This is a genomic window from Sorangium sp. So ce117 (assembly GCF_051524395.1).
In the GTDB taxonomy this organism is placed as follows: Bacteria; Myxococcota_A; Polyangia; order Polyangiales; family Polyangiaceae; genus Sorangium; species Sorangium cellulosum_B.
This window is the reverse complement of sequence record NZ_CP150309.1, coordinates 5,363,349-5,377,271: the sequence shown is the minus strand read 5'-3', so window position 1 is coordinate 5,377,271 and position 13,923 is coordinate 5,363,349. Positions and strand designations below refer to the sequence as shown.

Annotated in this window: 9 protein-coding genes; 3 read left to right on the top strand and 6 right to left on the bottom strand. The window is 75.4% G+C overall.

What is annotated here, in order from left to right:
* The first annotated feature begins 103 nt into the window (after positions 1 to 103).
* Positions 104 to 3,124 (top strand): response regulator, encoded by a 3,021-nt coding sequence (locus WMF46_RS19975; protein WP_437987059.1) that lies wholly within the window; start codon positions 104 to 106, stop codon positions 3,122 to 3,124.
* Between the two features lie 15 nt (positions 3,125 to 3,139).
* Here WMF46_RS19975 and WMF46_RS19970 read toward each other — a convergent pair whose 3' ends face one another.
* Genes WMF46_RS19970 through WMF46_RS19960 form a run of 3 tightly spaced genes read right to left on the bottom strand, consistent with a single transcriptional unit; the run spans position 3,140 to position 7,727 of the window.
* Positions 3,140 to 4,252 (bottom strand): ABC transporter permease, encoded by a 1,113-nt coding sequence (locus tag WMF46_RS19970; protein ID WP_437987058.1) that lies wholly within the window; start codon positions 4,250 to 4,252, stop codon positions 3,140 to 3,142.
* Positions 4,249 to 6,939, bottom strand: a complete 2,691-nt coding sequence (locus tag WMF46_RS19965) for an ABC transporter substrate-binding protein (protein WP_437987057.1) — start codon at positions 6,937 to 6,939, stop codon at positions 4,249 to 4,251. Before WMF46_RS19965 ends, WMF46_RS19970 begins: the two co-directional genes overlap by 4 nt.
* Positions 6,936 to 7,727 (bottom strand): alpha/beta fold hydrolase, encoded by a 792-nt coding sequence (locus WMF46_RS19960; RefSeq protein ID WP_437553997.1) that lies wholly within the window; start codon positions 7,725 to 7,727, stop codon positions 6,936 to 6,938. Before WMF46_RS19960 ends, WMF46_RS19965 begins: the two co-directional genes overlap by 4 nt.
* A 476-nt stretch (positions 7,728 to 8,203) precedes the next feature.
* On the opposite strand from WMF46_RS19960, the gene WMF46_RS19955 reads away from it, so the two are divergent.
* Positions 8,204 to 8,701, top strand: coding sequence for a MerR family transcriptional regulator (locus WMF46_RS19955; protein ID WP_437987056.1), 498 nt, complete (start codon positions 8,204 to 8,206; stop codon positions 8,699 to 8,701).
* A gap of 242 nt (positions 8,702 to 8,943) precedes the next feature.
* Positions 8,944 to 9,717, top strand: a complete 774-nt coding sequence (locus tag WMF46_RS19950) for a sigma factor-like helix-turn-helix DNA-binding protein (protein WP_437987055.1) — start codon at positions 8,944 to 8,946, stop codon at positions 9,715 to 9,717.
* On the opposite strand, the gene WMF46_RS19945 is transcribed toward WMF46_RS19950, so the two are convergent.
* From WMF46_RS19945 to WMF46_RS19935, 3 genes are read right to left on the bottom strand one after another with little or no spacing between them, the layout of a single operon-like run.
* Positions 9,718 to 12,222, bottom strand: a complete 2,505-nt coding sequence (locus WMF46_RS19945) for a hypothetical protein (protein WP_437987054.1) — start codon at positions 12,220 to 12,222, stop codon at positions 9,718 to 9,720.
* Positions 12,210 to 13,082, bottom strand: a complete 873-nt coding sequence (locus WMF46_RS19940) for a hypothetical protein (protein ID WP_437987053.1) — start codon at positions 13,080 to 13,082, stop codon at positions 12,210 to 12,212. Before WMF46_RS19940 ends, WMF46_RS19945 begins: the two co-directional genes overlap by 13 nt.
* 60 nt (positions 13,083 to 13,142) lie before the next feature.
* Entirely contained in the window at positions 13,143 to 13,784 is a 642-nt protein-coding gene (locus tag WMF46_RS19935) for an RNA polymerase sigma factor (protein ID WP_437987052.1), read from the bottom strand.
* Between the last annotated feature and the right edge of the window lie 139 nt (positions 13,785 to 13,923).

The following is a 13,923-nucleotide window of genomic DNA, read 5'->3' as shown; positions in this document are numbered from 1 at the left end:
CGCGGCCGCGGGACAAGCGATCGACGGCAGCGGCGACGCTCAGGGCGGAGCGCTTGACAGCGTCCGTTCGGGCTCGCCATCCTTCGCGAGGCGGAAACCTCTAGTGGCCAAGCAACAGCTCCTCCTGGTCGACGCGGATCCGCGAAGCGTTCGGGTCCTCGAGGTCAGCCTGAAAAAGGCCGGTTACAGCGTGACCACCGCGAAGGACGGAGCGGACGCTCTCGCGAAGCTCGAGGTCTCCACGCCGGACCTCGTCCTCAGCGACACGCGCCTCCCCAACGTGGACGGATATGCCCTCGTCCGCAAGATGAAGGAGCACGCCGACTGGGCCTCGATCCCGGTCGTCTTCCTCACGAGCCAGCGGTCCATCGAGGACAAGATCCGCGGGCTGGAGCTCGGCGTCGAGGACTACCTCACCAAGCCGATCTTCGTGCGCGAGCTCATCGCGCGCGTGACGCTGCTCCTCGCGCGGCGGACGCGCGAGGGGATCACGACGCGCCACTTCTCGACGACGGGGCGGACCAGGTTCTCCGGGTCGATCCTCGACATGAACGTCGTGGATCTGCTGCAGACGTTCGAGGTGAGCCGGAAGAGCGGGATCGTCCACCTGTCGCACGCGGACAACGAGGCCCAGGTCTACTTCCGCGAGGGCAAGGTCGTCGACGCGACGCTCGGCCGGCTCTGCGGCGAGGAGGCCGTCTACCGCGCGCTCCTGTGGAACGAGGGGACGTTCGAGGTCGAGTTCTGCAAGGTCGACAACCCCGACGGGATCGAGACGTCGACGCAGGGCCTCCTGATGGAGGGCATGCGCCGCGTCGACGAGTGGGGCCGGCTCCTCGAGGCGCTGCCGTCGCTCGCGACCGTGTTCGAGGTCGACAGCGAAGAGCTCCTGGAGCGGCTGAACGAGATCCCCGACGAGCTGAACGGGATCCTGCGCCTGTTCGACGGCAAGCGCACGCTGATGCAGGTGGTCGACGCGTCCCCGTTCGAGGATCTCTCGACGCTCTCGACCATCTCGAAGCTCTACTTCGAGGGGCTGCTGGTGCCCGCCGCCGCGCTCCCGCCCGACGACGTGGTGCCGAGCGAGCCGGAGGCGGCGTTCCACGACGAGTTCTCGCCGCTCTCGTCGCCGTCGAGCGCGCGGCGCTCCAACTCCAACTACCCCGAGGGGAGCCCGGGGAACGCCGGCTCCGACGACCTCGAGGATGCCGCCGTGGTCCCGGCGCCGCTCTCGAACCGGGTCTCTCCGGCGGTGCTCCCGCGCTCCCGGCCCGGTCACGAGCTGCACACGCCGGCGGGGGACCCCGACGCGGAGTCCCCCGGGCGCCCCGTGACGACCCGCAGCGCGGTGCACGGGCCAGGGGCGGTCGGTCGAGCGGCCAGCGCGAGCGCCGCCGTGGCGCGATCCGTGCTGGAGGGGGCACGGGCGCCGTCGGAGCCGCCGCGGAGCGCCGTGTCGGCCGCGACGGCGCGCTCCGGCGCGGCGGGTGGCCGCGCGCTGTCGGAGCCGCCGCGGAGCACCGTGTCGGCCGCGGCGGCGCGCGCCGGGGCGACAGCGGGCCGCGCGCCGTCGGAGCCGCCGCGGAACGCCGCAGCGCGGCCCGGGGCGACAGCGGGCCGCGCGCCGTCGGAGCCGCCGCGGAGCGCCGCGGCGCGGCCCGGGGCGACAGCGGGCCGCGCGCCGTCGGAGCCGCCGCGGAACGCCGCATCACCTGCCGAGGCCGCCCGGGTCACGTGGCCGCGCGCCGAGGTCGATCTCGACAAGGACACCACGCTCGCGAGCAGCGATGAGGCCCCGCTCACGCGACCGCTCGTGACGCCGCGCAGCTTCGCGCAGAAGCAGCGCCCCACGAAGAGCGACAGGCCCGTGGCCGCGGCCGCTCCCGCCGAGCAGCGCGTTCGCTCCACGCCCCCCGAGGCGCCCGCAGCGGCGCCTCCCGAGCCAGCGGCGCCACCCGCGCCTGCGGCAGCGCCGCCTGCGCTTGCCGCGGCAGCGGGCGTCGCGCTGCCCGCCGGAGAGGAGCGCACCCCGGCGGCGTCGACGAGCCCCACGCTGCGCCCCCGCCCGCCGAGCGACGCGCCGCCGCCTGTCGCCGTCCCGCGCGCGCCGGCGCCGCAGCCCGTCGAAGCGAAGGCCGGGGAGGCGCGCCCGATCGTGGCCCCCCCGCCGTTGCCGGACGCCGCACCGGCCGGCGCGGCCCCGGCGGCGAGCCTCGCGGCGGCGCCGGACGACGCGCCTCCTGGCGACCGCGGGCCGATCAGCGAGAGCGAGCGCTTCTTCCTCGGCGGCGGGGCGGACGCGCCGGAGGGGATGGCGGCGCAGGAGCATCCCTCGGCCGAGGACGCCGATACGACCGCCGGCGCGGTCGAGGCCACGCTCTTCGGGCCCCGCCACGAGGAGCGCCGGGCCCGCACCGCGCGGATCGTCGCCGGCCTGGTCACGGCGCTCGCGCTCGGGGCCGCCGGCGTGTGGCTGGTCGGCCAGACGGGGCGCCCCGTGCCAGCGGCCCCGGTCCATGCGCCCTTGCCGGAGGAGGGACCGGCGGGTCAGCACTCCGCGGCAGTGCCCGCAGCGGCCATGGCCGCGTCGGAGCCGGAAGGAGAGCCGGCGGCCGCCGCCGCGGCGGGGCTCTCCGCAGCGACCCCCGCCGACGCCCCGGCTGGCCAGCCGGCCGCGCCGGCCTCCGCGAGCGCGCGGGCGAAACCTGCCGCGGCGAGCCCCGCGCCGGCCGGAGCGCCTTCCGAGCGCGCTTCGCACGCGCCGACCACCGACGCGGCGCCGCCGAGCGCGGCGGCGACCGCGGGCCAGGCCGCCGCACCGGCGCGGGAGCCGGAGCCCTCGGCTGCCCCGCCCGCGTCCGCGCCTGCCGCGCCGGACGAGGGCGGGCCCCTCTCGACGCGCGTGATGCGCGCCCTGGAGTCGGGGCAGACCGGCAAGGCGGTGCAGCTCGCGCAGCAGCTCACGGCCGCTTCCCCGGGGAGCGCCGCGGCGTGGCACCTGCGCGGCGCCGCAGAGCAGGCGGCCGGGCGCGGCGGGCGGGCCTCGTTCCGCAAGTGCGCCGAGCTCTCCTCGCCCGAGTCCTCGCTCGGCGCCGAGTGCCGCGCGCTCGCCGGCATGCCGTGAGCGTGAGGTCCGCGCTCAGCGCGACCGCGACCTGAGCCGGGGATCGAGGGCCAGGGCCGCCACATCGAGCGCCACGGTGGCGAGCACGATGGCGGCCGCGGAGAAGAGCACCGTCCCGACGATGAGCGGGCCGTCCCGGTTCTGGAGCGCCTCGACCGCCATGCTCCCCACGCCGGGCCAGCGGAAGAGCTTCTCCGTGACGATCGCGCCGCCCGCCAGCGCACCGAGGTCGAGCGCGGCGAGCGTGGCGAGCGGCAAGAGCGCGTTGCGCAGCGCATGGACGACGAGCGCGCGCAGGCGAGAGGCGCCCTTGGCCCGCGCGGTGCGGATGAAGTCCTGGCGGAGCAGCGTCCGGAGCTCCTCGCGGACGATGCGCGCGTAGAGGGCGCTGCCGAACACGCCGAGCGTCAGCGCCGGCAGGACGAGGGAGCGCAGGTGATCCGCCGCGGTGGCGCCGTACCCGTCGTAGGGCAAGAGCTGGAGCTTGTAGGCGAGCACGTACTGGAGCGCGGGGCCGATCACGAAGGTCGGCGCGCTCGCGCCGAGCAGGGTGGCGCCGAGCGCCGCGTCCTCCCAGGCCGTCCCGCGGCGGACCGCCGCGACGATCCCGAGCGAGAGGCCGAGCAGGAGCTGCACAAGCAGGGCGGCCAGCGCGAGCTCGACGGAGCGCGGCACCTTCGCCTCGAGCAGATCCACGACAGGCTTGCGGTAATGGAAGCTGTAGCCGAGGTCGACGTGCAGGCCGAGCGGCCCCGCCGCGCAGCTGCGGTGCTCCGGATCGGCGCGCGCGCCCGCGCGGGCGCCAGGGGCTCCGCCGTCGCCGACCCCCGCGGGGCCGACGTGGATGAGCCGCCGGACGAACCGAGCGAACTGCACGGGGACCGGGCGATCCAGCCCGTGGATGGTCCGCGCGCGCTCGAGGTCCGCCGCCGAGGCCTGCGGTCCGACGAGCATCCGCGCGGCGTCTCCCGGGAGCAGGTACGCTATCCCGAACGAGACGGCGGTGACCCCCGCGATGACGATCGCGGCCCAGCCGAGGCGCCGGAGCAGGCGCGCCAGCGCGGAGCCCACCGCGGAGGCGCGGCCCGGGCGGGGCGTGGAGGCACGGCGCGCGCGCGTGGTGCTCATCGAGGAAGGGCCGCGCGCGCGAGCAGCGCGCGGAGCGGCGTCGCGGTTCGTGGCGCGGCGGCGCGCGGCCCTCCGCCGGCCGCGCGCCGCGCGGACGGGTCGAGCCAGACCTCGTGGAGGCGGGACATGAGCGCGGCGGCGCCCTCGTGGCCGCGCACGTAGGGGTGCCAGAGCTCGAGCTGCCGCGTCGTGTACGTGGGCACCCACGGCGCGCGATCGCGGACGATGCGCTCGGCGCGGTCGTAGAGCGCGAGGCGCCGCGCGCGATCCTGCTCGGCGTGGGCGGCGTCGAGCGTGCGATCGAGCTCCTCGTCGCTGAAGAAGGCGTAGTTCTGCGAGCCCTCGTCGCGGATGGCGCGCGTGGAGAGCGTCGGCTCGAAGACGCTCGCCGGGTCGGGGAAATCGGCCTGCCACCCGACCCAGCCCATGGGGACGGCGCGGCGTCGCGAGGCCTCGGCGAGGTAGGTCGCCCAGCTGACGAGCCGCAGGCGGACGCGGAGGCCGATCCTGGCGAGCTGCTGCTGGACGATCTCGCCGATCGCCTGCTCCAGCGTGTCCGGGACCGCGATGTAGTCGATGACGCCCGGGTAGCCGCCCCTCCCGGTCGCCGGGTCGTACGGGTAGCCGGCCTCGGCCATCTGCGCGAGCGCGCGCGGGAGGTCGTGCTGCCGCATCGGCGCGTCGCGCGGGGGGCCCGGGATCGACGGCGGCAGCACCCGGTCGAGCGCGAGCAGATCGGGGCGCACCTTCTCCAGCACGGCGGGGTCGAGGGCGAACGCGACAGCGCGCCGGACGGCGAGCTGGTCGAACGGCGCGAGCTCGGTGTTGAGGAAGACAGCGTTGGTCCTGTCCCGCGTCACCCAGCGCCTGCGCCCCTCCCACCCGGGCGCGGCGCGGTAGGCCGCCGCGTCGATCGCGGTGAGATCGCGCAGGACGTCGAGCTCGCCCTCCTCGAACTTGTAGCGCTGGGTCGTCGCGCGCACGCCGGTCTGCCACGCGATGGCGTCGAGGTACGGCAGGCCCGGGCGGAAGTACCCCTCGTGGCGGGCGAGCCCGATGCCGCTGTCCTGGTCCCACCGCGCGACGCGGAACGGGCCGGCGCCGCACGGCGGCGGCGGGCTCGCCGCGTCGACCGCGGCCCCGGACGAGGGGCACACCGGCGCCATGAACGCGAGCGTCATGAGGGGCAGGAACGTCGCGTCCGGCGCGCGCAGGTCGATCGCGACGGCGTGATCGCCGAGCACCCGCACGCCGGCGAGGTGCGGCGTCGCGCCCGCGTGGTACTCGGCGAAGCCCTCGATCATGTCGTACTGGCTCGCGCCCGGGCTCGGCGTCCTCGGGTGGAGCGTCCGCTCGATCGAGCGCTTCACGTCGGCGGCGCGGAGCTCCGCGCCGTCGTGGAACCGCACGCCCTCGCGCAGCGTGAAGACGTACGTCCGCCCGCCGCGCTCCACCTCGATCGCGCGCGCGAGATCGGGCGTGATGCGGCCGCCCTGGTCCCACGTGACGAGGCGGGCGAAGACGAGCTCCGCGACGGTGCTCGAGAGCTCGTCGTAGGCGATCGCCGGATCGAGCGCGCGCGCGTTGACCGTTGTCGCGAGGCGCAGCGTCCCGCCGCGCACGGGCGCGCCGGGCGCCGGCTCGCCGCCGAGGGGCGCGCGGACGCCGCCCGCCGAGCCGCCCGAGAGCAGGAGCAGCGCCGCGCCCGCGACGAGCAGATCGACCGGCAGGCGACGGCCGCGCGGGAGCGCCGCGCCGGCCGGATCGAGCGCGTCGCGGAGCCCCTCGCTCGCGCGGTGGAAGCCGAGCACGGCGAGCACGATGGCGAAGCCCGGCGCGGCCACAAGGAGCGGCCTTACCCCGAGGTACGGCTCGGCCTCGTGCAGCATGCGGCCCCAGGTCGCGGTCGGCGGCTGCGCGCCGACGCCCAGGTAGCCGAGGGCGGCCTCCGCGAGGATCATCTGCCCGGCGCTGATTGTCGCGAGGGCGAGCAGCGTCCCGCCCACGTTCGGCAGGACGTGCCGCCGGACGATGTGCAGCGGCCCCGCGCCGAGCGCGCGCGCCGAGGCCACGAAATCGCGCTGCGCGAGCTCTGCGGTCTTGGCCCGGACGACCCGCGCCGCCCCGGTCCACCCCGTGAGGCCGAGCACGAGCAGGATCGTCCCCACGTCCGCGCGCCCCACGGCGACGCCGATCGCGGTCACGAACAGGAGGTAGGGCAGGGCGAGGATCACGTCGACGAGCCGCATGAGCGCGCCGTCGAGCGCGTCCGCCCGCGTGCCGGCGGCCATGCCGGCCGTGACGCCGACGAGCGCGCCGAGCCCCGTGGCGAGGGCCGTGGACGAGAGCGCGACGGCGAGCGAGAGCCGCGCGCCGTGCGCGAGGCGCGCGAGCAGGTCGCGGAAGAGCGGGTCCGTCCCGAGCCAGTGGGCGGCCGACGGCCCGGGCGGCGCTCCGGAGGCGTCGCGGGCGAGGGTGAAGTCGCTCGCGTTCGGGTCGTGGGGGATGACGGCCGGCCCCACGGCGGCGAACAGCGAGAGCAGCGCGACGATCCCGAGGCCGAGCAGCGCCGAGCGGTCCCCGAGGAACCGCCGCGCCGCGTCCTCGCCGAGGACGGCGCGCCCCGCGCGCCCGGCCGCTCGCGCCGCGCCGCGCGAGAGCCGAGCCCAGCGCGCCGTCGCCGTCACCGCTTCCCTTCGAGGAACTGCGTCACGAGCGCGACGAACTCCCCCGGCCGCTCCTCGTGGGGCGAGTGCCCGGCGTCCATGATCTCGAGCATCGCGCCGGAGATCTCGCGGGCGAGCCGCTGCGCGCTCGCCGCAGGGAAGATGCGATCGTCGCGCCCCCACACGACGAGGGTCGGCGCCGTGATCCGGGTGAGGCGCGCGACGACGGGGCGCGCGTCGAGCACCGCGCGCATCACTGCGTGGGCGCTCTCGCGCGCCGAGGGGGCGTTGAAGAGATCGTAGTGCCGGTCGACGCGTGACAGCGGCACGGCCGCGTCCGCCCGGAACACGTCGTCGCGGAAGTACGACCGGAACGTGCCGCGGCCGTGGAGCTGCTTGAAGACGATGCCGCCCACGACCGGCAGGAGCGGGAGCTTCATCTTGAAGCTCATCGGGAACGGGTAACAGAGCGCGTCCTCCAGGACGAGCCGCTGCACGAGCTCCGGGTGGTTGGCGGCCAGCGTGATCGCGACGGCGGCGCCCATCGCGTGGCCGACGAGGTGCGCGCGGCCGACGCCGAAGGCGGCGATGAGGTCGGCCACGGCCTCGGAGAACGTCTCGATGCCGTAAGCGTACCGCGCCGGGCTCGGCTTCTCGCTCTCACCGAAGCCCGGCAGGTCCGGGGCGATGACGTGAAACCGCTGGGCCAGCGTGTCGATCACGTCATCGAACTCCAGGTGGCTGACGAGGAAGCTGTGGATCAGCAGCAGCGCCGGGCCGTTGCCCGCGCCAGCGACCAGGACCCGCATCCTGACACCCCGGGCGGTGACATCCCTGATGACGCGTTCGACGGGTCGGGGGGCGGCGGGAGAGGCCGAGCCCCGACCCTCGCTGGCGAGGGCTTTGGCCATGGTGGCGGCGAGACTATCAGCCCTTTTGTCTGAAAGGACCGATGTGTGTCAGGGTACGGGGCATGCCGCTGCACGAGCCCCGCAGGGTGTCGGGCGCCCCCCTGCTCGCACCCATTGAACCGAGCGTCGCCTTTTTCCCCTCCCGGCCTCCGACCCGCGTCGTGCCGGGCGGGCCGACGCGTCGCTCCGACGGACGAAAAATGTCCGAGGTATGTCAAGAACCCCAGCAAAGCACCGCGTCTCGCGACAGCCACACAATAATCGTAGTCGCGTCAATTGACTGTATTCCATTCAGTGGAATAGAGTCGCCCGCGTCGGTTGGGTAGGGCCTCCGGCGATCGATGGGAGGACCGGTGCAGAGGATCCCTGAGGAGGTGCTTGATCGCATCGAGCGGGAGCACGCCCAGGGGATCACATCGAGCGATATCCTCGAGCTGTTCGCGGCTCATGGCATCAAGTTCAGCGAGGCGACGCTCCGGAAGTATGTGCAGCTCGGCTTGCTCCCGCGAAGCGTGCGGGTGGGGCGCAAGGGCAAGCACCAGGGCTCGCAGGGGATGTATCCGGCCACGGTAGTCCGCCAGGTTCAGCGCATCAAAGAGATGATGGCCCAGGACTACACCATCGAAGAGATCCAGCGTGAATTCCTGTTCGTGAGAGGTGATATCGAGGAGCTCGAGCGCACGATGGCCAAGGTCTTCAATGCGCTCAGGGATGCCGCCAAGGAAAGGCGGAGCGAGACGAGCGGCAGGGCGATAGCCCAGGACCTCGCGAGCGCAGAGTCGCTCGCGCGGGAGCTCGTCTCCAAGCTGGCGTTGATAGAAGAGCGCTTGATGGCGCAAGCGCGGCTCACGAAACAGGCGGCTTCCTCTTGAGGGGCCGAGTCGCGGGGCTTTCGTCGTCGTGAAGTACATGGGGCCGCGGGCGCGGCCCCGCCTGGGTTTGATGCGATCGACGGGACGGGCATCGGCTCGTTTCGTCGCAATTTTTTAGGGACGGCATCCGGCTTTACGTCGGGCTTAAGGAGCGGATCCCTCTGCGTTCGAGCTGGGACTCGGACGTACGGGGAGAGACGCGCGCGCTTGAGAGCGGAGACGCTACCAAACGGAGGCAGCGCATGGCGACGGTGTCTGACAGCGAGCTCGAGATCTTCGGCCTGGACGGTGCGGATGCGGCGGAGGGCGATCGCGACCCAGCGGGCTCAACGGAGCCCGTCGTGGAGGGCGCGCTCGCGCTCCAGGTCGACCCCGCGGAGTCGGGGAACGCCATCACGCGCGAGCAGCGCAGGTCGCGGCGGAAGCGCGAGATCCGGGCGCGGACGATCAGCGTCAAGCGCATGACCAAGCGCGAGCTCGAGATCGGCCGGATGCTCTACCCCGAGACCGACTACTACAAGCCGCGGGCCCGCGCCGAGTGCGTCGATGGTCCGAGGCCGTGCCCGTACGTCTCGTGCCAGCACCACCTCTATCTCGACGTCTCCGCCAGGACGGGCGCCATCAAGCTGAACTTCCCCGATCTCGAGGTCTGGGACATGAACGAGACGTGCGCGCTCGACGTCGCGGATCGCGGCGGCACGACGCTCGAGGACGTCGGGGCGATCATGAACCTGACCCGCGAGCGCATCCGCCAGGTCGAGGTCAAGGCGCTCGCGAAGCTAGAGGCGCTGAAGGACATGTCGGCGCTGCGCGATTACGTCGACGAGGGTCCGGTCGGCAAGCGCCGGCTCCCCGTGCTGACCCAGCCGGACGACGACGACGAGGATGAGGTCGACGAGGACGAGGACGAGGCCACGCGCGCGGACGGCGACGCTGAGGACGAGGGCCTCGACGCGACCAGCGCCGGGCGGACGGCCGAGATCGAGGACGCCGGCGACTTCGACGGCGGGGAGTGATCAGTCGGGCCGGGCCTCGACGGTCACGATAGCGTCCGCGCCGAGCGCGCCCGCCAGGAAGGCGCGCCATGCGACCAGCGTGATTTTCGGGGCGGCCGCGCGGGAGGGGCGGCCGTTGAACAGGTGGATGAGCCGGCGCCTGGGCTCCGCGAGCGCGTCGCGCTCTCGCCGGGCGAGGTGGGCCTCGGCGCGGCCGAGATCGGCGTCGGTCACCCGCTGCGCCAGGCCGGCGAGGAGCTCCTTCACGCGGGCCGAGGCCTCGCTCAGCTCGCCGGCCTCTGCCCTGAGCTCGACGGCGAGCGCCGCGGCGCGTGTCCCGCCGAGGACGCGCGCGCTCGCGCGGGCCGCGAGCGGCCGCTTCGCCGGCGCCGCGCTGGCTGGAGCCGGGGACGCCGTGCTCGCCGCGGGAGAGAGCGCGGCCGCGAGCAGTCCGCCTTCGCCGTTGAGCGCGGAGACCGTGAGCTCGGCGAGCTCGCGCGCCGTGGGAGAGGCCTCGCGCGCCGCAGGGAGCCGCGCGCCGACGACGGCCTGCGACAGGGCCGCGCCGGCCGGCAGGCGGGCGTCGTGGTGACCGAGCCGGGGCACCACCGCGCCGTCCGGTGAGCCGCACCCGCGCGGGGTGAGCCGCGGCGCGAGCCAGCGCTCGGCGGCCTCCGCCGCGGCGGCCGCCTGGGAGGCGTCGGCGTTCGCGAGGACGGCGAGCCGGAGCGGGCCGGTCGCGAGGGCCTGCCAGCGGAGCTGCACGGTCTCGAGCGCGCCGCTCGCCACCCGGTCCCAGACGCCGAACGGCTCGATCCAGGACGGGTGATCGGGCGCGATCGCGGAGGCGAAGGCCTCGAGCGCCGCGGCCCGCCCTCCGGAGAGGTGCTCCAGGTGCTGGAGCGCCGCGGCGCGCGCCAGCGTCAGCGCCTCGGGGCCCAGCGTTGTCGCCGCGACCGTGCGCGCGGCGGCGTTCGCCACGCGGCGCCCGAGCTCGGCCGGGGTCTCGCGCTCGTCGCGGAACGGCGCGTGCGCGATCACGCCGACGGCATCCGCCGTGACCCACGGCTCGATCGTGACGTCGAGCTCGCGCCGCCGGGTCTGCACGGCGGCGAGCGCGGCGAGCGCCGTCGCGCCGGCGTCGTACAGCCCTTCCTCGGCGACGCCGCACGGGCTCCCGAGCAGGACCCAGACCTCGCCTTGCCCGCGCTCGACCAGCGCCCGCCGCTCCAGGGAGGGCTGGGCTCCCGGCGCGAGCGCGCGCGAGAGCTCGGCCTCGAAGCGCCGAGCGCCGGCCTCGCCCGGCGCCGCGGGCTTCGGCGGGTCGGCGCTCGGAGGGAGGCCGAGCGCCGTCGCCCACCGCTCCGGCGGCGCGCCCGGGGCGCTCCCCGAGAGCGCCCACCACGAGGCGCGCGCGCCGGCGTCGCGAGGGTCCTGCGCGGTGAGGACCTGACGCGTGGCGACGTCGGGGTGCGCCGGCGCCGAGAGGCCGCGGCGGATCTCCTGCCGCGCCACCGCGGCCGCGAGCGCCGCCGAGGCCTCGAGGGGCGGGGCCGTGGGCAGATCGGCGGCCTCGATGGTCACGCTCACGCAGCCGCCGCGCGGGCGGGCGACCCCGAGCACCTCGACGGCGCGAAACGGGGAGGGGAGCGCCGAGAGGCGCGCGCGGAGCGGGGACCCCGGCGCGCCGAGCCGCTCCGCCGCGGCGACGGCCGCCTGGGGGCTCGCGACGCGCGCGGCGACGGTCACGCGGGCGGCGCGCCCTCCGAGCTGGTTCGTCGTGTACACGCCGACCGTGTCCGCCGCCGGCCAGGGGTCCGTGGGCGGGCCGCCCGCCGGCCAGGCGTCGATGCCCTCCGCCGCGCGCGCCGCCTCCTCGCAGAACGCGGCCGGGCCGACGGCGGCGATGGAGGTGCGCCCGGCGTGCAGCGCCGCGGCGCGCCACCCCTCGAGCTCCCGCGAGCCCGCGGGCGTCGCCAGATCGACCACGGGCTCGGCGCCCGCGAGGCCCAGCTGGCCGGTGCAGGCCGCGATCGGCGAGAGCTCCGGCGCGTCGAGCGGGCTCGATCGGAGCGCCTGCGTCCGCTCCGCGGCCCGGGCGACCTCCGGGCTGCCCGCCGCGATGGGCTGCGCGAACGCCGCCGACAGCGCGCGCAGGAACGGCGCGACGCGCGCCGCGTCCCTGACGAGAAAGCGCACGCGGAAGGCGCCGCGGTCGATGCGCGCGTCCACGTCGAAGCCGGCGGCGAGCAGGCGCGCCTCGACCACGCTGGCGAGCGCCGTCGTCGCGACCGAGCCGAGATCGGTCGCGACCGAGACGACGAGCGCGGGCGCGGGATCGCCGTCGCGCGAGACGAGCGCGAGCCGCGGCCGGGCGTCGAGGTGGCGCACCTCGATGCGCCCGACGCTGCCCTCCGGCGTCGAGGCGAGGGCGTGCCCCGGCGCCGACGGGCCGCCGGGCGCCGCGCCTTGGCAGGCCGCGAGCAGGACGAGCGGCGAGAGGAGCGCGGGCCTCAGGGAGCGCATGCGTCGTCGGAGGGCAGCGGCGCGCCTTCCAGCTGGAAATCGGCCGGGCAACGCGGGGCGATCTTGAAGCCGTAGAAGTAGGTGAGCACGCCGGTGACGGACCGGAAGGAGGCGCCGTCCGCGAGCGGCGGCCCCTCGCGCTCGAGATCGTAGAGCTCGTTCGAGAGGCGCGGGACGTCGGCGGGGCGCACGCCGGCCCCGACGTCGATCGACGCCGCGTAGCGGCCGTCGCGGCTCGAGGGGTCGCCGGCGATCCTGACGCCCTCGACCCGCACGAGCATGCCGATGTACGGGCGCGCCGACGCGTAGCCCCTCAGGTCGTCGAGCGGCACGCGGATCGGGACGGCGGGGCGGTCCTCGAAGCGGAAGCTCATGGTCCCGCCGAGCTCGGGCAAGGTGCGGCAGCCGCCGAAGCGGCCGGCGGAGGGGCCGAGGAACTCGGTGAGCTCGCCGAGCACGTCGACGACGTCGCCGGGGATGAGCCGCAGATCCGGGGGGTCGAACGCGGGCTGGAAGACCGTCATCCCCGAGTAGGGGACGGGCTTGTCGGCGCTGTCTTGCACGTAGTGGTTGCCGCGCGCGCCCTCGCCGGTCTCGTCGAAGCTGTCGATGGCGACGAGGGTGGCGCCGGTGACGTGGGCGCGGCGAGCGGGCGGCGCGGCGCAGCGCCGGCTCTCTTCGTCCTCCGGGTCGAGCCACCCGGCGTCACCGACGATCTCGGCGACGCGCGCGCCGCCGCCGCGCTCGTCGGCGAGGGGGATCGCGGGGGCATCTCCGTCGCCGCCGCCGCACGCGCCGAGCAGCGGGGGGGCGGCCGCGATGAGCAGGAGCGCGGAGGAGGTGCGGGGCGGGCGAGCCATCCTCCTCGGCTCATACCACAGGGCCGACGGCCGCCGAGCCCCCTTCGGGGGAGGGAAACGTCACGCCGCGAGGCTGACGCTGGACAGCATCGCCTCCAGGCGGCTCTGGATCTTGTGGCGCTTCGAGTACACCGTCTTCACGCTGATCCCCATCCGCGCCGCGATCTGCTCCGGGGGCAGGCCCTCGGCGAAGTAGAGCGCGACGAACTCGCGGTCCTTGTTGGAGAACGCGTGGAGCACCCGCCCCACGAGCGCGGCGCGCTCGCGGCGCTCGGCCTGCTCCTGCGGCGACGGGCGCTCGCAGGGGAGCTGGACCGCCGCGTCGTCGAGCGGGGCACAGCGCGGCGCGCGCCTCCTCGATCGCAGGTGGTCGTACGCGCAGTGGACGGCGAGCGTGCCGATCCAGGAGCTCAGCCGCGCGCCGCGGCCTGCGTCGAAGGTCCTCAGCTTGCGCATGTCGTTCGAGAGCAGCTGCACGAGCAGCGTTGCGTGGATGTCGCGGATGTCGTCCTGCGCGACCACAGCGGAGAAGCGGGCGATCACGCCGCTGATGCAGCGGTGGACGAGCCGATCGTAGCCGGCGTGGAAGGCGCGCCAGGCGCGCTCGTCCCCCGCGATCATCGCCTCCACCAGCGCACCTTCGGCGAGGTCGCCGAGGTCTTCGGAGCGTCGGTTGTCGCAGAGAAGCAAGTCGTTGGGCATGCCTCGCTCCTGTGCACCCGACGTGCCAGCGAGGACCGATGCGCGAGGGCGTGGCGTCGCTGCGCGGCGTCCTCGCCCGGCGGCGGCCGTCGTCGCGCGATCCGCCGCGGAGCGCCGGCGCGGCGCGCGATCTCGGGCG

What these genes read in the sequence shown, in the direction of transcription:
- WMF46_RS19960 (WP_437553997.1), bottom strand. Translation starts at nt 7,727, where the DNA reads ATGCGGGTCCTGGTCGCTGGCGCGGGCAACGGCCCGGCGCTGCTGCTG.
- WMF46_RS19945 (WP_437987054.1), bottom strand. Translation starts at nt 12,222, where the DNA reads ATGCGCTCCCTGAGGCCCGCGCTCCTCTCGCCGCTCGTCCTGCTCGCG.
- WMF46_RS19940 (WP_437987053.1), bottom strand. Translation starts at nt 13,082, where the DNA reads ATGGCTCGCCCGCCCCGCACCTCCTCCGCGCTCCTGCTCATCGCGGCC.
- WMF46_RS19950 (WP_437987055.1), top strand. Translation starts at nt 8,944, where the DNA reads ATGGCGACGGTGTCTGACAGCGAGCTCGAGATCTTCGGCCTGGACGGT.
- WMF46_RS19970 (WP_437987058.1), bottom strand. Translation starts at nt 4,252, where the DNA reads ATGAGCACCACGCGCGCGCGCCGTGCCTCCACGCCCCGCCCGGGCCGC.
- WMF46_RS19935 (WP_437987052.1), bottom strand. Translation starts at nt 13,784, where the DNA reads ATGCCCAACGACTTGCTTCTCTGCGACAACCGACGCTCCGAAGACCTC.